This is a genomic window from Candidatus Hydrogenedentota bacterium, assembly GCA_012730045.1.
In the GTDB taxonomy this organism is placed as follows: domain Bacteria; phylum Hydrogenedentota; class Hydrogenedentia; order Hydrogenedentales; family CAITNO01; genus JAAYBR01.
Map to the genome: position 1 here is coordinate 1 of JAAYBR010000012.1, position 25,491 is coordinate 25,491.

Genomic DNA, 25,491 nt, shown 5'->3' on the forward strand with positions numbered 1-25,491 from the left:
CTTGGGGAAATGCGCGGCTATCGTCGTTTCGCGTCCGCCCCCGCGCGGGCAAGCCCACGCGAAGAAAGGCGGCAGCAAGCTACCGCACTCCAAGGCGCTTCGCGCTGTGCAACGCCGGGGCTGTGAGGGTGTGTGTGTCGGCCTCTCACGACGCGCGCGGAGCGCGCCTTGGAGTGCGCAAGCTCGCTTGCGCCTTCCAGACCGGCGTTTCCGGTTTGGCCCGCGATCGTGATATTCTCCCAACAACGCCGTGGGAGCCGTTTCTCAGGATTCTTGCGCATGACTTCGGAAGACAGGAAGAACACCCCTTCACCCCTCTGGTCGGACTGGCATCACGCCCCCGTTCACCGGTTCACGCCCAACCGGGCCCACATGACCACAGCGGCAACCCTGCGCAAGGAGCCTTACTTCCGCGGGGAAGAACGCCTGTCCCTTCTGCAGGACACCCTGCTCGGCGTGCTGCACGAGGTCGGCTGGCGGCCCCAGGCATGGGCTGTGTTTCCCAATCATTATCACCTCGTGGCGGCAGCCCCCGGCGAGGAAGGGGGAGCCCCCTTGTGTTCGCTGGTGCAGCGTGCGCATTCATTGTCGGCACGGGAGCTCAACCGGCTGGATGGAGCGCCCGGACGGAAAGTATGGTTTCAGTACTGGGACACTGTGCTTTCCTATGAGCGCAGCTATTTCGCGCGCCTCAACTACACGCACAACAACCCGGTGAAACATGGCGTGGTGGCATGCGCGGAGAACTACCCCCACTGCTCTGCGGCATGGTTTTCCCAGAACGCGGAGGATGCGTTCAGGAGAAAGGTTGCGTCGTTTGGGTATGGACGTGTGAACGTGGTGGACGACTTCGAGGTGTGAGGTGTCCTCCCGCCCCCGCGCGGGCACGCCCACGCGAAGAAAGGCGGCAGCAAGCTACCGCACTCCAAGGCGCTTCGCGCTGTGCAACGCCGGGGTCACCGGGGGATTTTGGCGCTCTCCCCGCGCGTGGCGGACCGGTTGCCCCTCTCCCGTGTCCCGGGACTACGGCGACTCCTCCCCGGACTCCCCGCCGGGCAGCGGAGGGGGATCTTTCATGCGTGCGGTCTTGGGGGTCAGCAGCTTCAGCGGTGACGGCAGCCCTTTGCGCGCCGCGTGGCGCAGCCACGCGTTCATCCCCACAAAGACCAGTGCGACCACGAGCAGGGGGGCGGAAGAGGGGAGGAGGCCGGCTCCGGATCCAGTCCCGGGCTTCGGGGCGGGATTGGTCCAAATAGCGACGATGATGCACCCCGCCACCGCCGCGCAGAAGACCGCATTGACAATGCGCTTGTATTTGGGAGCCGTGAACAACACGACAAGCCCCACCCAGGTCCACAGACCCGTGACGGCTGCCACTATGATTCCCGCAGCCAATCCGCAGGCACCGGCGGTGTCCTCCTCCATGAAAACCCCGGCCACAATCGTCACAGGGTATCTTGTGCCGATGAGCGTCATGGTGCCGATGATTATCCCACACCACAGTCCGACAACGACAACGACAGGCACCAAACACCATCGCAACAGACCGGGCGGAATCTCCGCGCGCAACTCCCGCGCGAGCCAACCATCCTCTTTTCCCGCGTCCGCCGTCCCCGTCTCTTCCATACTTCCCATACCTCCCATGCTTCCCATGTTCTCCCCCCCCTCAGCCCAGCGGGTGTTTCCGTTCCTTCAACGGGAACTCCACGCGGGCACCGGCCACATGCGACGCGAAGACGGCGGAGACCATCTCGAGGGCGGCGCGGCCGTCGTCGAGGCTCACGGCGGGGGCGCGGTATTCGCAAGTGGCGGCGAGGAGGTCGTCCGTCAGGGGGGCGTAGCGGTCGGCGGAGGCGTTGGTGAGGGTGGTGACCGGCGCGCCGGGCAGGAACTCCCATGCCGCGCCGTTCTCCGCGTCCGTCAACCAGAGGGGCCCGCGCAGCACCCGGATGTAGGGAACGTAGGGCTTGCGCTCCATGCGGATGGAGAGGATGCCCCCGGTGCCGTAGAGGTCCAGCCCCCAGCGGTTGCCGCCCTTTGCGGAGTTGCGCAGGCTGGTGAAGGAGCCCGTGACTCCCTTGTCGAAGCCGAAGACCGCCTGAATCGTGTCGCCGACGACGGGTCCGAGGGGCTCCGTCGCCTCGCGGATGTCCGCGCGCACGGCGGGTTTTCCGTTCACCAGCGCCGTGGCCTGGCACCAGCGCGGGTTCCCGGCGAAGCGGCGCATCAGGTCGAACAGGTGGGGCCCCAGCACCACCAGGTCCTCGCCGCCCGAGCGGTGGTCCTCCTTGCCCCGCGCGCGGATTTCCATCAGGTCGCCGATGAGCCCCTCCCCCACAAGCTTCAGGGCGTGCCGCACCTCCGCGACGAGGCCCCAGTTGAACGCGATGGACCACTTCAGGCCCTTCGCCGCCACGGCCGCCGCCATCTCGTCCGCCTCGGCCAGGTCCACGGCCAGGGGCTTTTCCATGAACCCGTGCGCCCCCACGGCCGCCGCCGCCAGCAGATAGTCCCGGTGCCGCACCGGCGAGCGCGGGCACACCGTCACCAGATAGGGCCGCTCCTTCTCCAGCATCTCCACATGGTCCGCATAGGTGCGCGCCGCGCCGCACTCGGCGGCCCGCTTCGCGCGGCCCGCCTCGTCGGGGTCGCTCAGGCCGACGATCTCCACATCGGTCCGCGTTTCCCACGCCCGGTGAAGGTCATGGCCGAAACCGCCGAGTTTCGTGTCGCCGATGACGCAAATCCGGAACTTCTTCGGCGGTGCCTCCGTCCCCAGGGCCAGCCCGCCCGCCAGCATGCCCGCCGCCCCCAGAAACCCGCGCCGGCTCAGTGCCATGGTCTGCTCCTTTCGGTTCCGGGGCGGCGCCCCGCCCCTCTCCGGATTATGCACGCCTCCTTGCTTGTTTACAAACGGAAACAGGAGACCCCATGGAAGAGTTGACCACCCCCGAGGCCGCCGAGGCCTTTCTGGTCCGGCACGGCGACGCGCCCGTGCTGGTGTTCAAGCACAGCACCCGGTGCCCCATTTCCGCCGCCGCCCTCCGGCGCACCGAGGCCTGGCTGGCGGCGAAGGGGGACGATGCCCCGCCCGCCGCGCGGGTCAACGTGGTGGAGTGCCGTGCGGTTTCCAATTATCTGTCCGAACGGCTGGGGGTTTCCCACGCCTCACCACAGGCCTTTCTGTGCCGTTCGGGCCGGCCGTTCTGGCACGCCTCCCACGGGGCGATCACGGGGGAGGCGCTGGACGGGGTGGAAACACGGGGCATCCCGGAGTAATTCATTGACAAACAGTCCTGTAAGGAGCCGAATTCACCTCTTCTCTTCCGGCCCGGCCCAAGCGCCATATGTTGTGGCACTTTTCTCATCCAACCCAAGAGGTGGCAAAGCATAAAGTTCTTGACATCGGTTACCAGTTGTGGTAGAACCTTAATGACTCGGTGAAGGGCGAAATCCCCGGAAACCCGGGGGTGCGCCGTCAGCGGGTATTTAATTGGCTTCATTCATACTTGCATGATTGGTTGGACAACCGGAGAAGACGATGAGCGCATTGATCACCACCTGTTCCTCGGAGACTGTGGTGCTCGCCGACTACTGCGTCCCCCGCAACGAGGCCGAGCGCCTGCACATCGAGGCCCACAAGTACTTCCTGTCCCAGAAACGCGGCTATGACGTGGGCTGGGACGGCGCCGCCGCCGACTGGTTTGAGCGCTACGCCCAGCGGTACCGCGAGTGGCGCCAGCGCCGGATGCTGGAGCGGCAGGCCGAGCAGATCTACAAGCACAAGTTCCTGCGCTCCATGGAGGAGCAGCGCGACCTCGGCATGACCGCCAAGTTTGAGTGGGTCAGCCTGTACGCGGCCTCCTGGCGCGAATGGTACGAGCGCGAGTTCTACGACCACGACGACCTCAACGAGGGCGAAGTGCTCGACCTGGACCGCCTGTAGGAGACGGCGGAAAGTGGTCGGCCCCGGCCGAAGGCCCACTGGGCCGCCCGGTGCCCCGCCATCTCGTGGTTACAATATGACCACCTGATGGTCATATTGTCAGGTTTTCAAGCCGCGCTCAGGCCTCTTCGGCGCGGACGGCAGGGGTGTCCCCCCAGACCTCGCTGCCCGCGACAATGGCCCCCCCGCAGCTCCAGAAAAAGTCCACGGTGCGGGAGTGCCGCATGTCGGGGCGCTTGTAGATGGTGAGGTCCGGCGCGGCCGCGCGGGCCAGCGCCACGGCCGCGTCGTAGGCCGCCCCCGAGAGGGCCAGTTCCGCCGCGTGGCGGGCGCCGCCGCGGCCCACCGGCAGGAAGCGGTACAGGTGCCAGGCGTGCAGCCGTCCGCCGTCTTCCACATGGCGGTTCAGCCGCGCCGCGATCCCGCCGATTTCCCGCACGTTGAGGGCGTTCACCACCGTGGACACCGTCACCTCGCGCCCGGCGGCGCGGAGCTCCTCCAGCCGCCGCAGGATCAGCCGGTGGTGGCTTTCCCCCGCCCGGCCGCCGGACGGCCGCAGCCGGTCGTGCGTCTCCGCCGCCGCGCCGTCCAGGGGGAGCACATAGCGGTCCACGGCGTCGAACCCCGGATAGCCCGGCGGCAGCAGCCGTCCGTTCGTGCCCAGTTGCACCAGGAACCCCCGCGCCTTCGCCGCGCGGGCCGCCGCGCGCCAGTCATGGGGCCATTCCGTGGGTTCCCCGCCGCCGATGACCACTTCTCCAAACCCCCGCTCGTCCAGCAGGTCCAGGGTCCGTTCGAACAACGCGGGGGTCATGCCCTCCAGCGCCGTGCCGGAGACGCAGAAGAGGCAGCGCATGGCGCAGCCGCCGTGCAGGAACACAACGGCTATGCGGCGCTCCGCGCCGGGGACGGGGGGGTATTGCAGCGGGGCTTCGGGCATGTCGCGCGGAAGTATACCACTCATTTCGGGGCGATGCCGTCCATTTCCGCCAGCTCCTCCGGCGTGAACGCCGGGCCGTCCAGCGCGGCCACGCACTCCCGGATTTGTTCAGGTGTGCGCGCGCCGATGAGCGCGCTCGTGACCCGCGGGTCGCGCAGCACCCACGACAGCGCCGCCTGCGCCAGCGACTGCCCGCGCCGTTTGGCGACCGCCGACAGCCGACGCGCCTGGTCCACCCGCGCCGGCGTCACCTGGTCCGGGCGCAGATAGCCGTCGGGGTCCGCCGCCCGCGACACCGGCGGGATCGGCACGGCCGGGTCGAGGTACTTCTCCGACAGGAGCCCCTGCGCGAGGGGCGAGAACACGATGACGCCCGTGCCCTCCGCCGCCGTGTGCTCGAGCAGGTCGTCCTCGATCCACCGGTCGAACAGGTTGTAGCGCGGCTGGTGGATGGTGACGGGGGCCCACCCGCGCTCCCGCATAATGCGCACCGCCTCCAGGAAGCGCGGGCCGCGGTAGTTGCTCACGCCCGCATAGAGCGCCTTGCCCTGGCGCACCGCCTGTTCCAGCGCCGACAGCGTCTCCTCCAGCGGCGTGTCCGGGTCCGGCCGGTGCGAGTAGAAAATGTCCACATAGTCGAGGCCCATGCGCCGCAGCGACTGGTCCAGGCTCGCCAGCAGATACTTCCGGCTGCCCCATTCCCCGTAGGGCCCCGGCCACATGCGGTAGCCCGCCTTCGTCGAGATGATCAGCTCGTCCCGGTGCGCCGCGAAATCCTCCTTCAGGATGCGCCCGAACCGCTCCTCCGCGCCCCCCGGTTCCGGGCCATAATTGTTCGCGAGGTCGAAATGCGTGACCCCCAGGTCAAACGCCGTCCGCAGCATGGCGCGGCACGCGTCATGGTCCGCCCGCGTCCCGAAATTGTGCCACAGCCCCAGCGAAACCGCCGGCAGCAGCAGCCCGCTCCGCCCGCAGCGGCGGTATTTCATGCGTTCATAGCGGTCCTCGGCAAATCCCATGATGCGCGTCTCCTTTGGTTCCGGGGGAACATTGAACCATAACGCGCCGCCCCGGGGAAACACTCCCGCGTGAAACGCGGGGCGCGGAGTAGTGAGTCTGGAGTCTGGAGTCTGGAGTCTGGAGTCTGGAGGAAGAGGGAAGAGGGAAGAGGGAAGAGGGAAGAGTCAGGCGGGGCGGAAGGAGCGGATGAGTCCGTTGAGAACCTTCGACACCTCCTCGGATTGTGCTTCGAGCGCACCGGCGTCTTCAGTCCCAAGATAGCCCAGCCGGCGGGCGAGGCTGACTTGGTACTCCACCTCGCGGGATGAGCCATACGCCATGTGGAGAAAATGAACAAAGTCCGCCTCCGAATTGCGGCCGCATCCCTCCACGATGTTGGAGGCGATGGACACCGCAGCGCGGCGAAGCTGGCTGGTCAGGCCGAACAGTTCCTCCCGGGGAAACGTTTTCGTCGCCTGATACAGCGCGAGCACCAAGGCGTCGGCCAGCTCAAACGCCCGCAGTTTTCGATGATCACGCATGCTCCCAACTCCCACTGTTCAAACGTTCCCAACGGTCCCACGATAAGACGTTAGCACGAAGCGATTTCGTTTGTCACCTACGTCTGCTATCCCTTCACGCGCCCTCTTTTCTTCCTCCAGACTCCAGACTCCAGACTCCAGACGCGAAAGGTCAACACATGTCTCTAGTCCCCCTTCCCATCGCCTCGATCTACACCCGCAACGGCGCGCCCGCGCCGCTGCCCGCGCGCATGGCATGGTGCGCCCCGGACCTCCGCAACGCGCTGCTTGCCCTCGATGCCGAAGTGGCCCGGCGCGGGGGCGCGTTGCGGCTTTCCGACCTGTTCCGTTCGGCGGAGATGCAGGACCGCGCCCACGCCGACTGGAAGTCGGGCCGCAAGCGCGCTTTCAGCCCGCCCGCCGGACAGAGCCTCCACGAGGCGGGCCGCGCCTTTGATCTCGACCTCGCCGCGCTGCGGATGCCGCTCGCGGAGTTCTGGCGGCTGGCCGCGCCCCACGGCGTTGTGCCGGTCATCGAGACTCCCTGCGCCACCTCCCTCGAGGCGTGGCACTTCGAGCGGCCCGGCAGCCACGCGCTGGTCCGGGCGTACTGCGCGACGCCTGACGGCGCGGTCCAGGGCGTTCCCGCGCGCCGGGTGATGGTGGAGAGCGCCCTGCTGGCCGTGGGCCTCCGCGCGCCGCGTCTTGGCGCCCGCCAGCGGGAGGGCCTCGTCCAGACCGCGCTCATCCGGCTGGGCGCGTCCCCCGGCCCGGTGGACGGCATTGTCGGCCGCCGGACCCGCGCCGCCCTCGAAGGTTTCGGCCTGGAGTGGGCCGATCCGGAGGACACGGTGCGGATGCTTGAGCACCTTCTCCGGGCGCGTTTTCCCGAAGAGCACGGCGTCTCCGGGCCGCCGCAGTGAGCGCGGCGCCGTCCGGTATTTCGCACTTCGCACAGGCGTGTGGTATACTGGCCGCCGTCTGCCGCCGCCCGCCGGCAAGCGGACAGACCACGCCCGGACAGGGCGCCGCGAGGCCGCGTCCGGGCCCCCATTCACCAACCGCCGGCATAGGAATACCTGCGATGCCCAAGAAGATCATGGTGGTTCCGGAGAAGGTGCGCCAACACGCCACGCTGAAAATCCGGGAAATCCCCGTTAACGCCTACAAGAGCACCGTCAGCGACGAGATCAAGTCGGGTTCCGACGTCACGCTGGAGACCTGCCTGCGCGTGTACCGCGACATGGCGCTGATCCGCGAGTTCGAGACCATGCTCGACAACATCAAGAAGCTGGGCGCCTACCGGGGCATCGAGTACAGCCACGCGGGCCCGGCGCACCTGAGCATCGGCCAGGAGGGCGCGGCGGTCGGCGAGGCGCTCCACCTCACGGTGGACGACCACGTCTACGGCAGCCACCGCAGCCACGGCGAGTTCATCGCGAAGGGGCTGCGGGCGGTGCAGGATCTGGCGGGCGGCGGGCTGGAGGGGATCATGACGTCCTACTTCGGCGGCGCGACCCTGAAGGTGGTGGAGGCGAACGAGCCCGACTGGACGGGGCTGTCGCTGACCCCGGCGGGGAAGAAGAAGCCCGCGCTGGCGACGGGCGAGTCCGAGGAGCGCGGGGTGGACTTCCTGCTCTACGGGCTGCTGGCCGAGATCTTCGCGCGCGAGACGGGGTTCAACAAGGGCATGGGCGGCTCCATGCACGCCTTCTTCCCGCCCTTCGGCGTGTATCCGGCGAACGCCATCGTGGGCGGCAGCGCGGACATCGCGACGGGCGCGGCGCTCTACAAGCGCATCGCCGGGCTCAAGGGCATCGCCGTGGCCAACATCGGCGACGCGTCCATCGGCTGCGGCCCCGTGTGGGAGGCCCTCGGCTTCGCGTCCATGGCGCAGTTCAAGACCCTGTGGCCCGAGGTCGCCCGCGGCGGACTGCCCATCATCTACAACTTCATGGACAACTTCTACGGCATGGGCGGCCAGCCCATCGGCGAGACGGCCGGCTTCGACCGGCTGGCCCGCGTGGGCGCGGCGCTCAACCCCGAGAACATGCACGCCGAGGTGGTGGACGGGAACAACCCGCTCGCCCTGGCCGACGCCTACCGGCGCAAGCTGGAGGTCATCAAGAAGGGCGACGGCCCCGTGTTCCTCGACGTGCTGTGCTACCGCCAGTCGGGCCACTCGCCGAGCGACCAGTCGGCCTACCGCGAGCGCGACGAGATTGACCTGTGGCGCGCCGTGGACCCGCTCGTGGAGTTCGCGGGCAAGCTGACCGCCGAGGGCCTGGCCACGGAGGACCAGCTCGCCGAAATCCGCGAGTACGCCGCCCGCAAGGTCACCAAGGCCTGCCGCCTCGCCGCGAGCGACGCGGTCAGCCCGCGCATGGTGCTCACGCCGCACGCCGGCGTGTCGCAGCTGCTCTTCTCCAACGTGGAGGAGAAGGAGCTGCCCGGCCTCGCCCGCAAGGAGGACATGCTTTTGCCCGTGGACGAGAACCCCCGCGCGAAGGCCATCGCCAAGAAGTCCCGCAGCGGCATCGCCGACGACGGCTCGGTCCTCAAGGCGACCAAGGCGGTCACCCTCGGCGAGTCCCTCTTCGAGGTGGTGCTGCACCACTTCGCCAACGACTCCCGCGTCATCGCCTACGGCGAGGAAAACCGCGAGTGGGGCGGCGCCTTCGCCGTGTACCAGACCCTCAGCGAGACCGTCCCCTACCACCGGCTCTTCAACTCGCCCATCTCCGAGGCGGCCATCGTCGGCACGGCGGTCGGCGCGGCCATGGAGGGCGCGCGGCCCCTGGTCGAGCTCATGTACTGCGACTTCATGGGGCGCGCGGGCGACGAGGTGTTCAACCAGATGCCCAAGTGGCAGGCCATGTCGGCGGGCATTCTGAAGCTGCCCATCGTGCTGCGCGTGTCCGTGGGCGCGAAATACGGCGCCCAGCACTCCCAGGACTGGACCGCGCTCTGCGCGCACGTGCCGGGCCTCAAGGTCGTCTTCCCGGCCACGCCGTACAGCGCCAAGGGGCTGCTGGCGTCGGCCATGCGCGGCAGCGACCCCGTCGTCTTCTTCGAGAGCCAGCGCCTGTACAACCAGGTGGAGGTGTTCCAGCCCGGCGGCGTGCCCGCCGGGTACTACACCCTGCCGCTCGGCGAGCCCGCCGTGATGAAGGCCGGCACCGACCTGACCATCCTCACCTTCGGCGCCACGCTCTACCGCGCCATGGACGCCGCGAAACGCTTCGAGCAGGAGTTCGGCGTCAGCGTCGAGGTCATTGACGGGCGCACCCTCGTGCCCTTCAACTACGGGCCCGTTGTCGAGTCACTGAAGAAGACCGGCAAGATCATCGTGGCCAGCGACGCCTGCGAGCGCGGCAGCTACCTGCACACCATCGCCGGGCAGCTCAGCCAGATCGCCTTCGACGAGCTGGACGCCCCGGTGTGCGTCGTCGGCGCACACAACTGGATCGTGCCGCCCGCCGAGATGGAGGGGGCCTACTTCCCGCAGGCCTTCAGCTTCCTCGACGCGTACCACCAGCAGATCCGGCCCCTGCCGGGCTACACGCCGAAGATCGCCCGCACCCCCGAAGAGATGATCGCCCTCAACCGCCAGGGCATCTGACCCCGGCGACATGTTCCCGGGCAACACGGTCCCCCGGAGCGCGCATCCGCCGCTCCGGGGGATGTTCTTTTCCCCCGCGGCCCCCATCGTTCCCCGGGGTCGCAGAGCGCGCGGCGCCTTGGAGTGCGGCAGCCTGCCGCCGCCGTTCTTCGCCCGGGCTTGCCCGCGCGGGTTTACCCCGGTATGCCCCCCGCCTCGCAGCCCAGCCGGTAAAAGGCGGCGCAATGGTCGAGGGAGGCGCGGGGGGGCAGGTTGTTGCCCTCCTGGAGAATGAAGCGGCCGCCCTGGAGGATGCCGGACGCGAGGATGCGGCGCGTCTCCTCCAGCAGCGGCGCGGGGTCCGCCTCCACAAACAGCGGCGCGCGGGGGCCGCCGCTGAGCTGCACCTCCGGGCCCATCTCGGCGCGGAACCGCGCGAAGTCCACGGGGAAGCCCGTGTCGAAGTTGGTGACGTTCAGCTCGTCCCTCAGCACGGGGAAGAGGCGCTGGGCGTTGCCGCAGAGGTGGATGCCGCGCCGGCCCGCGGGGCAGAGGGCGTCATAGAGCGCGCGGTGGCGCGGGAGGATGAACTCCCGGTACTGCTCCACGGAGAGCATCTCCACCGAGTCGTCGGCCGTCAGGTAGTCGTCCCACACCGGCGGCAGGCCGAGATACCCGCGCCATGCGCGGATGCGGGCGATGACCGCCTCCGTGACGAAGTCCAGCAGCTCGCCCGCGTAGTCCGGGTCCGTCAGGAGGTCCATGCAGGCCTCCGTCGGCCCGCGCAGGCTGGCGGCGGCCGTGAAGGCCCCGTCGAAGTTGACGAAGGGCGCGTGGGGCATGACCTCCACGGGCCGCCCGAGAAAGGTCCAGCCGGCGCGGCTCCTCCGCTGGAAATGCTCCAGGAAGCGCAGGGCGCGCTCCGCCCACTCCCCGCCGAAGGGGTCCGGAATCCCCCGGTCGAAGAGCGCCCGCTTGGTGTCCTCCCCAAGCAGGGGCGCGGCGTAGGGCACCTGGTCCGCGTGGTACTCCACGGGTGCGCCAAACCACGCGGCGTCGTAGACGTTCTCGAAGTCCACATGAACCCGCCACACCTCCGGCAGTCCCTTCTCGTGGTCGCCGGGGAGCAGGAAGCGGACCCAGTAGTTCCACTCCAGCACCGCCTGCCCCATGAGGTCGGGGTCCGTCATGTAGTCGCGGTAGGAGACTCCCCGCGTGTTGTGGCGCGGGTCCAGCAGGAGCATGCGCGGGTTGGTGTTCAGCCGCACGGGCGCGCGGGGGTTCGTGTTTTTCGCAAAGGCGTCCCACAGCGCGCGGGACCGCTCGTTGTGCGCCGTGAAATCGCGGGCCGGGGGTTCCGGCAGGGCAAACAGGCGGATGCCGTCGTCCATGGAAGCGGGTGTCCTTTCGGCGTGGTCCGGGGAAAAGCCTACCAGAGCGCCCTTCCCCCGCTCCAGCGTCCCTCTGATCGCCGGACAAGCGACGGCCCATGCGTCCGCTCCAGGGCGCGGCAAGCGGCGCCCCTGCATGCCTGCCCCTTGGGTATGCGGACGTAGGGGCGCCGCTTGCCGCGCCCTCTTCTTCCTGAGGGTTCGCATGACGCACCTGATCCCGTCCCCCGCCCTTCCGCCGCTCCAGCGCCCCCCGGGGCTTGAAAAAAGGGCCCCCACAACCTATAGTAGATTGATTGCGGGCCGGGGTGTGTCCGTTCCTCCCGGTCCGCGCGGGCACAGCACAGGAAAGGGCCGCGAGATGGACAGCAAAGAGACGCAGGACCGGGGATGGGGCACGCGCCGGGATTTCATCAAGACGACGGGCGCGCTCACGGCGGGACTGGCGCTGGGCGGCCACACGATGGCGCGGGCCGCCGCGGAGACGCTGGCGGTGAACGGCGGGCCGAAGGCGGTGACGGCGCCGCACACGGACGGCACCACCTGGCCGCGCTACGGCAAGGAGGAGGAGGAGGCCATCCTCAAGATGCTCCACGCGCCGAACTACGACCCCCTGCGCGAGCTGGAGAGCGACTGGAAGGCGTTCCTCGGCGTCCCGTACGCCATGGCGCACTGCAACGGGACGTCGGCCCTCGCGTCCATGTTCTGCGCGCTGAACCTGCCGCCGGGCAGCGAGATCATGGTGCCCAGCTACACCTTTTTCGCCACCATCATGCCCATGCGCTTCTTCGGGCTGGTGCCGGTGTTCGTGGACATCAACCCGCGCACGCTGAACTTCGACCTGGAGGACGCCAAGAAGCGGCTCACGCCGAACACCAAGGCCGTGCTGCCGGTCCACTGGATCGGCCTGCCGGCGGACATGGACGCCATCTGCGAATGGGCGGAGGAGAAGGGGCTCATCGTGCTGGAGGACGCGGCCCACGCCCACGGCGCGAAGTTGAAGGACAAGTACATGGGCACCTGGGGCCGCATGTCCATTTTCAGTTACCAGATGAGCAAGCCCCTGCCGATGATCGAGGGCGGCATGGGCGTGTACCAGTCCAAGGAGGACTACGAGCGGGCGACGGCGCTGGGCAACTACGACCTGCCGGGCGTGGACCCCGACGGCCCCTACTGGAAGTACAAGAGCTCCGGCCTCGGCCTCAAGTTCCGCATGCACCCCTTCTCCGCCGCCCTCGGCCGCTGCCAGCTCAAGGGCCTGGAGGACCGCAACGAGGCGGGGGCGAAACAGGTGCGGCGGCTAAACGACGCCCTGACGCAGCTCCCCGGCCTCTACGAGCAGACCAGCGGCCGCAAGGACATGCGGCGGCTTTACTACGCGTGGAACATGCTGTCCGTGGACGAGAAGGAGGCGGGCGCGTCCCGCGCGGCGCTCGTGAAGGCGCTGGCGGCGGAGGGCGTGAGCGCGTCGGCGCACTACTACACCCTCCAGCACGAGCTGGCGGTCTACCGCGAGCCGGAGTGGTGGCACCACCTCCCCGTGATCCCCGAGTTGCCCGGCAGCACGGCGGCGAACAACACGGGCATCGCCCTGCCGTACTTCACGCGGGAGATGCCGGAGCTGGTGGACCAGTACATCGCGGCCTTCGAGAAGGTCTGGGCGCACCGGAAAGAACTGACCGCCTGAGCGGGAACAACAGGAGAAGCGGGAAGATGGGCAGGATGCGGTTTGTGCTGTGCCTGGCGGCGGTGCTGGCGTGCGGGCTGGCGGCGGCGGCGGACGATGCGGCGCCGAAGTGGCCGCTGGCGGTGCGCCTCATGAGCTACGGGCAATGGCAGGACGACGCCTGGGAGCACCTGAAGTCCATCGGCGTGAGGCATGTCTTCATGCAGGTGCCCGCGCCGGAGGAGGCGGACGCCCTCATGGCGAAGCTGAAGGCCCACGGGCTGGACGTGCCGGTGTTCCGCGGCGAGCTGGACCTGACGAAGGCCGACGGCGCCGCGGCGCTGGAACCGCAGCTCGCGGTTTGCGAAAAGATGGGGGTCAAATACCTCTTCCTCAGCGCGAAGCCCGGCGAGACGCCCCACGAAGAGGTCGTCGCGCGGCTCCGCGCCGCCGGGGACGCCGCGAAGAAGCATGGTGTTACCCTCACGCTGGAGACCCATCCGCCCCTCGGGACGAACGGGGACCTCCAGGGGGAGACCATGAAGGCGGTGGACCACCCGAACGTGCGCGTGAACTTCGACACGGCCAACATCACCTACTACAACAAGGGCACGGACGCGCTGGCGGAGCTGAAGAAGAGCCTCGCGTTCGTGCGGACCGTGGAGTTCAAGGACCACACGGGGGCCTTCGAGACCTGGGACTTCCCCGTGGCGGGGAAGGGCGTGGTGGACTTCCAGGCCGTCACCGCCCTGCTCCGCGAAAGCGGCTACGCGGGCCCCGTGACCATCGAGTTCGAGGGCACGAAAGGCGTGGAGTTGACGCGGGAGCAGACCCTCCAGGCCATCGCCGACTCGGTGGCCTATGTGCGGTCCCTCGGCGGGTTTGACTGACCAACCAACGGAGTTTTTCATGGAGAAGCACGCGGCGGGAATGGCGGGCCCCGACTGGTTCATGGTCCTCGGGTATTTTGTGATCATGCTCGGCATTGGGGTCTGGTTCTACAGCCGCATGAAGGGCGTGAGGCAGTATTTCAGCGGGGGCAACCAGATCCCCTGGTGGCTCAGCGGCGTGTCCTTCTACATGAGCAGCTTCAGCGTGGCCGCCTTCGTCTTCTACCCCTCCCTGTGCTACCGCCACGGCTGGGTCGGCGTCACACTGCTGTGGGTGGCCGTGCCCGCGACGCTCTTCGGCGTGCTCTTCTTCGCCGCGCGGTGGCGCCGGGCGCGCGTGGAGAGCCCGGTGGAGTACCTGGAGACCCGCTACAGCCCCCTGCTCCGCCAGCTCTTCGCGTGGCAGGGCCTGCCCGTCCGCATGATTGACGACGGCATCAAGCTGGTGGCCACGGGCACCTTCATCTCCGTGTGCGCGGGCATGGACAAGACCGTCAGCATCGTCGCCGCCGGGGCGCTCATCCTGGCCTACACCTTCATGGGCGGCCTGTGGGCCGTCGCCGTGACGGACTTCATCCAGTTCGTCGTGCTCACGGCGGCCATCGTCATCATCCTGCCCATGTCGGTGGTGCGGGCGGGGGGGCTGGGCGCCATCTTCGAAAACGCCCCGGAGGGTTTCTTCCGCCTGACCGCGCCGGAGTTCGGGTGGGGCTACATCCTCCCGCTGGTCGCGCTGTACGCCCTCGCCTGGAGCAGCATCAACTGGTCCCTCATCCAGCGCTACTACTGCGTGCCGAAGGAGCGCGACGCCGTCAAGGTGGGCGCGCTGGTCATGGCGCTCTATGTCGTCGGCCCGCCGATGATGTTCTTCCCCGCCATCGCCGCGCGGGGATTCCTGCCCCCCCTGGAGGACGCCAGCCAGGTCTACCCCCTGCTCTGCACGCACCTGCTGCCCCCCGGCATGCTGGGGCTGGCCGTGGCCGCCATGTTCGCCGCCACCATGTCCACCCTCAGCGGCGACTACAACGTGTGCGCGGGCGTGCTCACCACGGACGTCTACCGGCGGCTCCTCCGGCCCGGGGCGGGCCAGCGCGAGCTGGTGTTTGTCGGGCGTGTGGCGACGGCGATCATCGGCGTGGTGGCCCTGGGCGCGGCGCTCCTCATCGCGCGGGGCAGCGGCGAGGGGCTCTTCCGCACCATGGTCACCCTCTTCGGCGTGGCCACCGCGCCCGTGGCCGTGCCCATGCTCCTCGGACTCGTGTCCAAACGCTACACCAACGCCTCCGCCGTCGCCGGGTTCCTGCTCGGCCTGGCCGCCGGCCTCGGCCTCTACGCCGTCTCCAAGATGCCCGCCTTCCAGATGGCGGGGCTCTCGTGGAACCCCGGGACCGAGGACCTCTCCCTCGGGCCCCTGGCGCTCAAGATGGAGATCGTCATGTTTCTCGCCACGGCCCTCGTGACCTGGGTGGTCATGGCCGTGGTGTCCGCGGCGCTTCCCGCGGGACAGGCCGCGATGGAGCGCACGGCGGCGTTCCTGGCGCGCCTCGAGGCACCCATCGGCTCCCTGCCCGAGGACCACCACGGCGAGGGCTCGGCCGAGTCCCCCTTCCGCATCGTGGGGGCCGCCGTGCTGCCTGTCGGGCTGCTGTTGCTGGCCGTCACGCCGTGGCTCGGCGGCGGCCTCGTGCTTTTCCTGAACGTGGCCATCGGCGGGGGGCTTGCCGGAATCGGCGCGGCCCTCGCCTTTGCCCGCGCCCGCTGAACAACAACCTGTGGAGGATGAACCCATGGAATCCGGAAACACCAACGGAAACACGAGCCGCCGCGACTTCTTGAAGACCGCGGGCGCCCTCGGCGCGGGCATCGCCGCGTCGGGCGTGGCGGGCATGCCCCGCACCGCCGCCGCCAAGAGCGAGACCCTCGCGCTGAACGGCGGGCCGAAGGCCGTGACGGCCGCCGGCGCCGCCGCCACCAAGTGGCCCCTCTTCGGGGACGAGGAGACCGGCCTGGTCGCAAAGCTCCTGCAGGCCCCCGACTACGCGCCTGTGGCGGAGTTTGAGGAGGCGTGGAAGGCGCATTTCGGCTGCCCCCACGCCAAGGCCCACTGCAACGGCACCAGCGCGCTCACGTCCATGCTCTTCGCCCTCCAGTACCCCGAGGGCAGCGAGATCATCGTGCCCGACTACAGCACCTGGTTCCCCGTGGTGCCCATGCGCTTCTTCGGCCTCGTGCCCGTGTTCGTGGACGTGGACCCCCGCACCATGAACCTCGACCTGGAGGCCGCGAAGAAGGCCCTCACCCCGAAGACCAAAGCCGTCCTCGCCGTCCACTGGTACGGGCTCCCCTGCGACCTGGACGAGCTGTGCGCCTTCGGCGCGGAGAACGGCATAGACATCCTCGAGGACGCCAGCCACGCCCACGGCGCGAAGGTGAAGGACACCTGGATCGGCAACTGGGGCCGCATCGCCGGGTTCAGCCTCCAGGGCACCAAGCCGCTCCCCTCCATCGAGGGCGGCATCGCCACCTACAAGAACCGGAACGACTACGAGCTCGCCACCACCTACGGCAACTACGACCTGCCCCGCACCTTCCCCGAGGACAGCGAGTACCGCAAGTACCAGGGCACGGCCCTCGGATCCAAACTGCGCATGCACCCCGTGTCCGCCATCCTCGCCCGCGTCCAGCTGCGCGACCTCGACGCGCGCAATGCCGCGGGCGTCGCCCAGATGGCGAAGCTCAACGCGCGGCTGGCCGAGCTGCCGGGCCTCGAGGTGCCGCGCTGCCGGCCCGACGTCTCCCGCGTCTACTACTCCAAGAACCTCCTGTTCATTGACGAGAAGAAGGCGGGCGCGCCGCGCGAGGCGCTGGTGAAGGCGCTGGCCGCCGAGGGCGTGGACATCCTGGTCTACACCTGGACCCTGCTCCACACCTATCCGGTGTTCACCGAGAACAAGTGGTGGCGGCACATGCCCGTCCTGCCGCAGGCCGTCCCAGGCTGCGACCAGGCCAACCGCGAGGCCGTGCAGCTCGCCTACTTCACCTCCGACCAGCCCGAACTCGTCGAGCAGTACGCCGCGGCCTTCGAAAAGGTCTGGGCAAACCGCAAGAGCCTCGCGTAGGGGCCTGTGGCAGAAGGGTGAATATCCCTGGTCCCCCCTTCAGGGGGGTGGCCGCGTCTTCGCGGACGGGGGATGTTCTTAGGGTTGGCGCCATGGCTCCCTTTCCGGAACATCCCCCTGTTCGCTCCCGCGAACCGCCCCCCCCTGAAGGGGGGACCAAGACAGGGCGCGCCCCGGCGCTGCTGTCGGTGCCTCGGCGCAGTCCGGACAATCAGACCTTTTTCGCCTTGTCCCGCGGATCAGGCGGCATAAATCACCTCGCGGGTCCGCAGTATCTCGCGCTTCCGCCACGGGTTCCGGAGGGCCTCCTTTTCGACAAGATCCACGGGGCGGCCGTGCCGCCCCTCCAGCTCCTCCCTCATCGCCACCAGGTCGAACAGGTCCCATGCGGCCGCCGGATCGAAACTCACGAGGAAGTCGAGGTCGCTGTCGGGCCGGAAATCGTCCCGGAGGGCGCTGCCAAACAGGGACAGCTCCCTGATCTTCCACCGGCGGCAAAACGCCTCCAGAAACTCCGGGTCCAGATGAACCTGCGCGTTCATGGCACGGTCTCCTTGCCCCAGCCCACCACCCCCGGGCAATGGCGGGTTATCTTACGAGGTGAGCCTGTGGGCGGCACGGTAGCCTATGCTCCCGCCGGGGAGAAGCAATTCCGGCTACCGCTACACGGCGGGGATTGTTCTGTCCCGCGGAGCCCGGGGCGGGCCTGTCCCTACCTGCGATGGCCTGATTTGAAGAATCCGAGAACAGACCGCACAAACGCGCTCCCCCCCGCTTTTCCGGACCCGGGCGCGGTTTTGAGATGGTCATGTCCGGTGGCGGGGGGGGCTGACTGCAGAAGCTCCTCCAGATTTTGTCGGGCATCCTCGTGGCCCTGATCGGCGGCTTCCCTGTACCAGCGTGCGGCTTCCGCGTGGTCCTCCCGCACGCCAACGCCTGCATGGTACATCACCCCAAGATTGTACTGGGCCTTCTTGTCGCCCTGTTCAGCCGCCATCCCAAACCAGCGCACAGCCTCGGCGTTGTCCTGCTTCATGCCCGCGCCCTGTGTGTACATCACCCCCAGATCATTCTGCGCTCTCGCAAGGCCCTGTTCCGCCGCCTTCTTGGTCCAACGTGCGGCCTCGGCTTGGTCCCGCGTCACACCCTCGCCCCGCGCGTACATCGACCCCAGAAGATGCTGGGCTTCCGCATGGCCCTGCTCTGCCGCCTTTTCGTACCAGCGAGCGGCCTCGGGATCGTCTTCTTCCACGCCGAAACCACCATGGTAGACCATGCCGAGATTGTACTGGGCCGTCATATCCCCCTGATCAGCCGCCTTTCTGTACCAACGCACGGCTTCCACATCGTCCTGCCCGACACCCAGACCCTGTAAATACATCGTCCCCAGGGAATTCTGCGCCCCTGCGACCCCCTGTTCCGCCGCTGCCCTAAACCAACGCGCGGCCTGGATGTCATCCCGTTTCACGCCCTGGCCCCGGGCATACATCAGTCCCAGCTGGAGCTGCGCCGTCGCATGGCCCTGCTGGGCCGCCTTCGTATGCCACCGCATGGCGTCGGCGTTGCTCCGTTTCACGCCAAGGCCAAATTCATACGCAAGCCCCAGCACAAACTGCGCCTCCGCATTGCCCTGATCGGCGGCCATCTTGTGCCAGCGTGCGGCGTCGATGTAGTTCAGGTCCTTGTCGGCACCATCGTCATGCACGTTGTCCGGGCCACACTGGGCTTGTGCAGTTCCCTGCCGCGCCGCCTGTCTGAACCAACCGGCGGTCTCCTGCTCGTCTCCAGCGCCCCGTGCACCTGAAACCTGCAGGATTTCGGATACATCCTGTACGGGGACAATCCCCTTGCCCATCGCTGTTTGGATCCAGCCTGCGGCGCCGTCGAAGTCGTCACAGCTGCCGCCGTATGCCAGACCCATGAGATGCTGGGCCTCCGGATCGCCCGCTTCCGCCTTGGTTCGCACTGCCTGAACGACCTCTTCAAAGCGCATCATGCCGTTCCCTCCCTTCTTTGAGCTTCCGGAACGCGCGTGTCGGGCAACGGAGACCACTCCAAAGAAGGCGATCAATACGGAAATGCCCGCCCGCAACGTTAAGACGTGATTATAGTCATTCCCATATTCTGCAACAAATTCGCGCCTTCCCGAATCGTTGTAGAACGTTGGGGGACAAGCCGGGCGCTCGCGGACATGAGAACGCGCCAGCAGCTGGGATCATCTGCAAACGGAATTGGCGCAGACAAAAGCAACACGGTGGTCGGCTTCGCGCGGAGTTTGAGATTCCGGCTGCAGTTTAGATGCCTGTTAGTCCACCGATTCAAGGCAAGCGTCTCCAAAAGGGGTTGAATGTGCGTTCCCGGCATGCCTTTCCGTGCTCCTGTTCACATTCAACCCCTTTTGGGGTTGTGCTCTTCTGAGCCCGTGAACCGGAGGTTCCCTTCGGTCACCTCCGGCTATTCATATTCTTCCCCTTCGGGGAATCATGAATTGAACAGGGGTTGCAGGTCATTCCACAAGGCCCCGGCTTCGGGGCGCGGCAGCAAAAAGAAACGGGGCGCGCGGATGGTCTCCGCGCGCCCCGGTGTTTTCCCCGGGCGGGGGCTACAGGACGCCGAGCTCCTCGAGGTCTTTCTGGAGCTTCTTCTTCTCGGCGGCGGTGAGCTCGCGCATGGGCGGGCGGACGTAGCCGGCGTCGAAGCCGCGCATGCGGGACCCCTCCTTGAAGGTGGCCGTCTTGCGGCCGTACTCAAAGATGCGGGAGGCGCGCTCGAGGCGGATCTGCTCCTGCCACGCCTTCTTCATGTCGCCCTTCTTCAGATGGTTGTAGACGGCGGCGTAGATGTCGCAGACCACGTTGGACAGGCCGGAGACGACGGCGGGGCATCCCGCGAGGATCGCCTGGTAGCCGTACTCGTCCACGCCGTTGATGACCATGAAGTCCTTGGGCGCGCGCGCCAGGAGCTGGGTGATGTAGCCCATGCTGCCGCCGCTGTCCTTGATGCCGACGATGTTCTCGACCGTCTCGGCCATGCGGACGACGAAGTCCACGCTGAGCAGGTTCCGCGCGCAGGAGGGGATGTTGTACATCAGGATCGGGAAGCCGTCCACGGCCTTCGCGACGGTGGTGTAGAACTTGGCGAGGGACGCGTCGTCGTAGGCGTAGTAGCCCGGGGCGACGATGGCCGCGCCGTCCGCGCCGATGTCGCGGGCGTGGCGGGTCAGCTCGACGGTGGTCGCCGTGTCGAGGCAGCCGGTGTGCACGATGACCTTGGCCTTCCTGCCGATGGTGGCGACCACCTCCTCGGCGATCTCGCGGCGCTCGTCGGGGGAGAGGAGCATGCCCTCGCCCGTGGTGCCGCAGGGGAACAGCCCCTTCGCGCCCAGGGCCACCATGCGCTCGGCGAACGGGCCGACCTTGTCGTAGTCCACGTACTCGCCGTCCTTCGTGAACGGGGTGATCATGGCGGAAATGACGCCTTCGAGTTTCAAACGGGCCATGGGGGTGCCTCCTGTCCGGGGTAACCGGTGTCTCCGGGTGTTGCGCGCCGCACATGCGCGCCCGTACCATAGTGGATGGGGCGTTGCGGAATGCGGCACCCCGGCCTTTCGGAGTATATCCCCCCCGAATTGGCCGAGTCAATGCCGGGGATTTTTCGTGATACCCATGTCACACAACCGCCCTTTCCGCGCCCTGCGCCGCGCGGCGCTGGCGCTCCTGTGCGCCGCACCGCCCCTGTGGGCGGGCATGCCCATCTCCCAGCCCCGGTCCGCCCCGCAGGAGACGGCCGCCGGACCGCCCCCGGCGGTGGAGGCCCCCTGGGGGCTGCCGCTGGACGGCGGCCCCGTGCGCCTGCTGGCCGTCGCGCCGCGCGAGACGACGGGTGATGTGGCGGCGCTGGCCGCGCGGCTGGAGATCAGCGCGGAGACGGTGGCGGTGTGGGACGCGCGGCATCTGGGCTGCGACCCCGTGGCCCCCGGCGGCGCGCCGCCCGGCACCTCGGCGGAGGAGACGGCCGCCCGCCTGCGTGAGGCGGTCCGCCGCCCTTGGGACGTGGCGGTCCTGGGCAACCTCGACACGGCGATCCTCCCGGAGGACGTGCTGCAGGACCTGTTCGACCGCGTCGCGGAGGGGGCCGGACTGGTGGCCGCGCAGCTGCGCGACGCGCCGGACAGCGCGTTCAACGTTTTGGTGTCCGCGCTGGACCCGCAGCCCCTGTCCTTCCCGGTCCGCCACGGCGTGGAGGACACGGGGCTGGCGCACTGGGGCGACGGGATGGAAATCGAGCGGGTCTTCGCGCACGGCGCGGGGCGCGTTGTCGTGGTGGAGTATTCCGGCGACCCGGCGGCGGGGCATTTCCTGGTGCACGGTCCCGCCGACCCGCTGGACCTGGACCCCGTGCTGCTGGACAACCTGTGGTCCCACGCGGCGCGGGTGGTGTGGACGGCGGCGGGGCGCGGGGGCGGGCTGCGCATCGCGGCGCTGGAGGACGCCGCCCCGGCGGGCCCCGCGCCGGAGGAGATTCCCCCCGACTTCACGCCGGAGTATGTGCAGTCCATGCGCGACTCCATGGCGCCCACGCCGGTGCGCCCCTTCCGCGTCGTGTTTGAGGGGGCCTCCGAAGGCGGGGAGACGGTGGAGGTGCGCCTGCGCCGTCCCGGCAGCCCCGCGCAGATCATTCACAACGACCCGGCGCCGTTGCCCGAAGAGGCGTCCGACTGGGTCTTTGACATGGTCATGGGGCCGGGGCTCTATTACCTCGACGCGCGCGTGCTGCGCGATGGGAAAGTGGTGGACTGGTTCACCCGGAAGTTCGAGATCGAGGGCTGGCCGTCCTTTTCCGACCTGCGCTTCGACAAGACGGGCCTCCAGCCCAACGACACGCTGAACATCGCCCTCCGCGTGCGGCCCGTCCTCGGCGGCGACCGCGCCTGCACGGTCCACGCGCGGGCGACGGACCCGTGGGAGCGCGTGCTCGCCGAAGCGTCGCGCCAGGTGTCCAACGACGGCGGCGAGGTGGGGCTGGCGCTGCACTTTGTGGACGCCGCCACGCCGGTGGTGAAGATTGAGGTGTGCGCCGTGGAGGGGGAGGGGGGCCAGGTCTCGGGCTGGGAGCTGCTCCGCGCGCCGCGCGCCTACCGCTATGTCTCCGTGAACACGCCGCGCCCCCCCCTGCGGCCCGAGGCCGTGGTCCTCGGCCCCGCGCCCGCGGAGCCCGCGCAGGAGGCGGCCTACCGCGCCCTCGCAGCGGCGGGCGTGGACGCCCTGCACGCCCCCGGCGGCGAGGCTGCGCTGGTCCGGACAGGGCTGGCGGGGATGGATTTCCTCCCGGAGCTGGCCTCCCTCGCGCCGGAACCCGGCGGCGGGCTGGCCCGGCGGCCCTGCCTGCACGATGAAGAAGGTCTCGCCGCGCTCCGCACGCGGGTGGCCGAGGGCGCCGCGCTCCACTGGGCGGGCACCTCGGGGCGCTTCTCCCTGGGCGGCGCGAACTGCCTGACCACCACGGAGGAGAATGTCTGCCAGAGCCCCGAAACCCTGGACGCGTTCCACCGGTGGCTGGCCGGGGAGTACGGGTCGCTGGAGGCCGCCCGCGCCGCGTGGGGGAACGACGCCGCAGAGGGAGCGGCCTTCACGCCGATGAACGAGGACCAGGCCCGGACCGCGGGCCGCGCCGCGCCCTGGATGGATTTCCGGCGCTTTATGGACCAGGTTTTCGCGCAGACCCACCGCACGGCGGCCGAGGAGGTGCGGAAGCTCGGGCGCAACAAGGAAACCGGCGCCGTCGCGCCGCCGGAACGCAACGCCGTGCAGGGCGGCTGGATCCCCGGGCTGTCCGACGCCGTGGATTTCCTCGTGGCGGAGTACGACCCCCTGTCCCTGGAAAAGCTCCGGTCCTTCCGCAAGCCGGGCGCGGCCACGGGGGTCCTCTTCCCCGACGCCGCCGCCCTCGGCGACGAAACGCGCGCGGAATGGCTCGCGTGGCATGTCCTGCTCCGGCAGGTGCCCGGGCTCTGGCTGGGCACCCCCTTCGGCGACGCGGACCACGCCCGCCCCGACGCGCTGCTGTCGCCCGACCGCGCGCCCGCGCCCGCCGTGGCGGCGCTGCTGCGCGGGAAGAACGCCCTGCGCGACGGTCCCGGCATGCTGCTACTCGCGGCGGAGCCGGAACCGCCCGCGGTGCTCGTGCTCACCAGCCACGCGTCGCGCTATCACACCGGCGTCTTCAACGGGGCGGGGTCGTCGCTGGACGCGGAGCGGGCCTGGGCCGAAGCCCTGGACCGGCTGCATGTCCCCTGGGCCTTTGTGGACGGGGCGCGGCTCGCGCGGCTGGAGGAGCCCTCCGTGCGCGCGCTGGTCCTGCCGCTGTGCCGGGCCCTGACCCCCGCCGAGACGGATGCGGCGGCGCGCTTCGCCGGACGCGGCGGCCTGCTCCTCGCGGACCTGCTGCCCGGCGTCGCCGACGGCCACGGCGTGCCCGCCGACCCGTCCCCGCTGGCGGCGCTCTTCGGCGTGGAGCGGCGCGCCAACGCCCGGATGGAACCGGGCACCGCCCCCGGCGGCGGCGTGACCGTCGAGGCCGGGCTAACTGCGGCCGGGGCCGAACCCCGCGCGCAGTCGGGCGAGACCCCGCTGTGGCTCGTGGCGCGGCGCGACGAGAAACCGGTGGCCCTGCTGCTGAACCACGTCCCGCGCACGGTGTCGGAGACGGCGGAGGCAGGGCTTCTGCCCGAAGAGGAATTGCTGCGCGGCTTCCTCACCGAGGCGGGGGTGCTGCCGGCCGAGGACCCGCTGGCGGACTTCGACGGCGAGGTGCGGCACTACCGCTTCGGCGACACCCGGCTCACCGCCCTGCTGGCGCGGCCCGGCGGCGATACCCAAAAGGTCCGGCCCGGGTTCGGCAAGGACGAGGCCGTGTTCGACGTGCTCGCGGGCGAGCGCGTGTCCAAGCCCCACCGCCACACCGTGCGGCTCGCGCCCGGCGGCGCGGCGCTCTTCGCCAGCACTGCCGCCGCCGAACCGAAAGTGACGCTCAACGCGCCCTCCCTCGTGAACGCCGGGGGACGGCTCACGGTGCGCGCCGCCGTCACCTGCAAAGGCGGCGCGGCGGGCCGCCGCCTCCTGCGTGTCGAGATCCTCCCCGGCGGCGTCGCCCACCCGTGGAACGTCCGTTACGTGGACTGCCCCGCCGGCGCCGGCGAGGCCCACTTCGCCCTCGCCCGCAGCGACGGCCCCGCCAAGGGCCTGATCCGCGTCCGCGACCTCCTCACCGGCGCCACCGCGGAAACCACCACCGAAATCGGCCAGGCCCCAACACCATAACGACCACGGGCCGCAGCCCTCTGGGACCGCCGGGCTTCCCCCTGGCCTCTTCCTCCGGAGTTCCTTCCCCTCCGCGGCGTTGCCTGCGGATCCGTTTCGTGCGGTGCTATACTGGGCGCGGGTGGACGCCCGCCAACGGGCACCGCTGGTTTCCACGCCGGACAGCAATCGCCCTGGTGGCAAGGGGAAGAACGCATGAAAGTGGCGTATGATGCGACCTTGGATGATGTGGTGGACTCCGCCATTCGTATCAGGGAGCGGTCAAAGGCGCACCAGTCTTTCATTAGGCTTCTCTTCCTGTTCGGCCTGTTCTTCACTGCAATATTCGGGTTCACGGTACCTATTATCGGCGGTGGGGCTTTGTGGGGCCGCTTGGCCGCAGGGGGCTTCTGCGCCCTGCTCTTCACTGCGCTTTACCTTCTTTCGGGGTATCTCCTACGTCCTTTGGAAAAGAAGATGCTCCGAAGATTTTTTCGGGAACAGCTTGACACCGAAGGGCCCATAAGATTCGAGGTCGAAATACGGGAATCGGAGATACTATTCTGGCAGCTTGGGGTTCAATCCGTGATCGCTTGGAAGCGCGTCAACGCTGTAAACGAGCAGGGGAATGCGATAGAGCTCTGGACGCCGGGCACCCTTCTGGTCATCCGGGACAGGGCCTTTGGGTCTGCCGAGGCGCGGAGTGAGTTTCTCGATCTATGCAAGAGGTGTTTTGCCCTTTCGCGGGGCGCTTAGCGCCGTCTGGAATGGACCATGGCCACCCCTGCATGCGCGAGTTCCGCTTCCCCGCAGGGGAAGAACGTCCCTATCCGGAGGTGAACGAAGGAAACCTCCGGACACTTTTTTCCTCCGCGGCCTCTGCGGCTCTGCGATGAGTCCTCCCTCCGGATTACCGGCATATGCGCGGTGCCGGAAGAAGACCCAACGCGGAGAGCGCGGAGTACGCAAAGGACGCTGAGCCGCGTTTACTCCGCGGCGGCATTCCTTCGGACGAGTTTGGCGCGGCCGTTGAGGATGTCCTCGACGAGGCCGGAGACGGCGTCGGTGAAGGTGAAGTCGCAGGGCTGGGGCGGGCGGGCGGCGGCGGTGTCTTTCAGCA

General features: G+C 68.7%; 20 protein-coding genes. 11 read left to right on the forward strand and 9 right to left on the reverse strand.

Annotation, left to right across the window (positions count from 1 at the left end):
• Positions 1–279: 279 nt before the first annotated feature.
• Positions 280–861: a hypothetical protein gene (locus GXY15_01205; GenBank protein ID NLV39831.1), complete on the forward strand. Its 582-nt coding sequence runs from the start codon at positions 280–282 to the stop codon at positions 859–861.
• Positions 862–1,023: 162 nt separating this feature from the next.
• Here the strand turns inward: GXY15_01205 and GXY15_01210 are convergent, their stop codons facing one another.
• Both GXY15_01210 and GXY15_01215 read right to left on the reverse strand, forming a co-directional pair.
• Positions 1,024–1,626 (reverse strand): hypothetical protein, encoded by a 603-nt coding sequence (locus GXY15_01210; protein NLV39832.1) that lies wholly within the window; start codon positions 1,624–1,626, stop codon positions 1,024–1,026.
• Between the two features lie 40 nt (positions 1,627–1,666).
• Positions 1,667–2,839 carry a Gfo/Idh/MocA family oxidoreductase gene (locus tag GXY15_01215; protein ID NLV39833.1) on the reverse strand — a complete coding sequence of 391 codons (1,173 nt, stop codon included), beginning with the start codon at positions 2,837–2,839 and terminating at the stop codon, positions 1,667–1,669.
• A gap of 92 nt (positions 2,840–2,931) precedes the next feature.
• Here GXY15_01215 and ytxJ point away from each other — a divergent pair, with 92 nt between their 5' ends.
• Together ytxJ and GXY15_01225 are read left to right on the forward strand one after the other, a co-directional pair.
• Entirely contained in the window at positions 2,932–3,279 is a 348-nt protein-coding gene (ytxJ, locus tag GXY15_01220; GenBank protein NLV39834.1) for a bacillithiol system redox-active protein YtxJ, read from the forward strand.
• A 262-nt stretch (positions 3,280–3,541) separates the two neighbouring features.
• Positions 3,542–3,946 (forward strand): hypothetical protein, encoded by a 405-nt coding sequence (locus tag GXY15_01225; GenBank protein NLV39835.1) that lies wholly within the window; start codon positions 3,542–3,544, stop codon positions 3,944–3,946.
• A 118-nt stretch (positions 3,947–4,064) separates the two neighbouring features.
• Here GXY15_01225 and GXY15_01230 read toward each other — a convergent pair whose 3' ends face one another.
• From GXY15_01230 to GXY15_01240, 3 genes are all read right to left on the reverse strand, one after another.
• A complete protein-coding gene (locus GXY15_01230) occupies positions 4,065–4,910 on the reverse strand; it encodes a radical SAM protein (GenBank protein ID NLV39836.1) in 846 nt (281 codons plus the stop codon).
• A complete protein-coding gene (locus tag GXY15_01235) occupies positions 4,907–5,905 on the reverse strand; it encodes a hypothetical protein (GenBank protein NLV39837.1) in 999 nt (332 codons plus the stop codon). The genes GXY15_01230 and GXY15_01235 overlap by 4 nt, the downstream gene beginning before the upstream one ends.
• 165 nt (positions 5,906–6,070) lie before the next feature.
• Positions 6,071–6,427: a four helix bundle protein gene (locus GXY15_01240; protein ID NLV39838.1), complete on the reverse strand. Its 357-nt coding sequence runs from the start codon at positions 6,425–6,427 to the stop codon at positions 6,071–6,073.
• 158 nt (positions 6,428–6,585) lie between these two features.
• Between GXY15_01240 and GXY15_01245 the strand changes: the two genes are divergently transcribed.
• Both GXY15_01245 and GXY15_01250 read left to right on the forward strand, forming a co-directional pair.
• On the forward strand, positions 6,586–7,329 hold the full coding sequence (locus GXY15_01245) for a hypothetical protein (GenBank protein NLV39839.1): 744 nt from the start codon (positions 6,586–6,588) through the stop codon (positions 7,327–7,329).
• 161 nt (positions 7,330–7,490) lie between these two features.
• Positions 7,491–10,028 (forward strand): dehydrogenase, encoded by a 2,538-nt coding sequence (locus tag GXY15_01250; GenBank protein ID NLV39840.1) that lies wholly within the window; start codon positions 7,491–7,493, stop codon positions 10,026–10,028.
• Positions 10,029–10,201: 173 nt separating this feature from the next.
• On the opposite strand, the gene GXY15_01255 is transcribed toward GXY15_01250, so the two are convergent.
• Positions 10,202–11,398 carry a hypothetical protein gene (locus GXY15_01255; protein ID NLV39841.1) on the reverse strand — a complete coding sequence of 399 codons (1,197 nt, stop codon included), beginning with the start codon at positions 11,396–11,398 and terminating at the stop codon, positions 10,202–10,204.
• Between the two features lie 361 nt (positions 11,399–11,759).
• Here GXY15_01255 and GXY15_01260 point away from each other — a divergent pair, with 361 nt between their 5' ends.
• The 4 genes from GXY15_01260 to GXY15_01275 are packed head-to-tail and all read left to right on the forward strand — an operon-like array spanning position 11,760 to position 17,073.
• On the forward strand, positions 11,760–13,085 hold the full coding sequence (locus GXY15_01260) for an aminotransferase class I/II-fold pyridoxal phosphate-dependent enzyme (GenBank protein NLV39842.1): 1,326 nt from the start codon (positions 11,760–11,762) through the stop codon (positions 13,083–13,085).
• Positions 13,086–13,111: 26 nt separating this feature from the next.
• A complete protein-coding gene (locus GXY15_01265; protein ID NLV39843.1) occupies positions 13,112–13,954 on the forward strand; it encodes a sugar phosphate isomerase/epimerase in 843 nt (280 codons plus the stop codon).
• 19 nt (positions 13,955–13,973) lie between these two features.
• A complete protein-coding gene (locus GXY15_01270; protein NLV39844.1) occupies positions 13,974–15,716 on the forward strand; it encodes a hypothetical protein in 1,743 nt (580 codons plus the stop codon).
• A gap of 25 nt (positions 15,717–15,741) precedes the next feature.
• Positions 15,742–17,073: a twin-arginine translocation signal domain-containing protein gene (locus tag GXY15_01275; GenBank protein NLV39845.1), complete on the forward strand. Its 1,332-nt coding sequence runs from the start codon at positions 15,742–15,744 to the stop codon at positions 17,071–17,073.
• 239 nt (positions 17,074–17,312) lie between these two features.
• Here the strand turns inward: GXY15_01275 and GXY15_01280 are convergent, their stop codons facing one another.
• The 3 genes from GXY15_01280 to GXY15_01290 all read right to left on the reverse strand — a co-directional run bounded on the left by GXY15_01280 (position 17,313) and on the right by GXY15_01290 (position 20,572).
• Positions 17,313–17,615, reverse strand: a complete 303-nt coding sequence (locus GXY15_01280; GenBank protein ID NLV39846.1) for a DNA polymerase subunit beta — start codon at positions 17,613–17,615, stop codon at positions 17,313–17,315.
• Between the two features lie 170 nt (positions 17,616–17,785).
• Positions 17,786–19,069, reverse strand: coding sequence for a sel1 repeat family protein (locus GXY15_01285; GenBank protein ID NLV39847.1), 1,284 nt, complete (start codon positions 19,067–19,069; stop codon positions 17,786–17,788).
• 606 nt (positions 19,070–19,675) lie between these two features.
• Positions 19,676–20,572 carry a dihydrodipicolinate synthase family protein gene (locus GXY15_01290; protein NLV39848.1) on the reverse strand — a complete coding sequence of 299 codons (897 nt, stop codon included), beginning with the start codon at positions 20,570–20,572 and terminating at the stop codon, positions 19,676–19,678.
• A gap of 166 nt (positions 20,573–20,738) precedes the next feature.
• Between GXY15_01290 and GXY15_01295 the strand changes: the two genes are divergently transcribed.
• Together GXY15_01295 and GXY15_01300 are read left to right on the forward strand one after the other, a co-directional pair.
• Positions 20,739–24,392, forward strand: coding sequence for a hypothetical protein (locus GXY15_01295; protein ID NLV39849.1), 3,654 nt, complete (start codon positions 20,739–20,741; stop codon positions 24,390–24,392).
• Between the two features lie 195 nt (positions 24,393–24,587).
• Positions 24,588–25,127 (forward strand): hypothetical protein, encoded by a 540-nt coding sequence (locus tag GXY15_01300; GenBank protein NLV39850.1) that lies wholly within the window; start codon positions 24,588–24,590, stop codon positions 25,125–25,127.
• Positions 25,128–25,491: the final 364 nt, after the last annotated feature.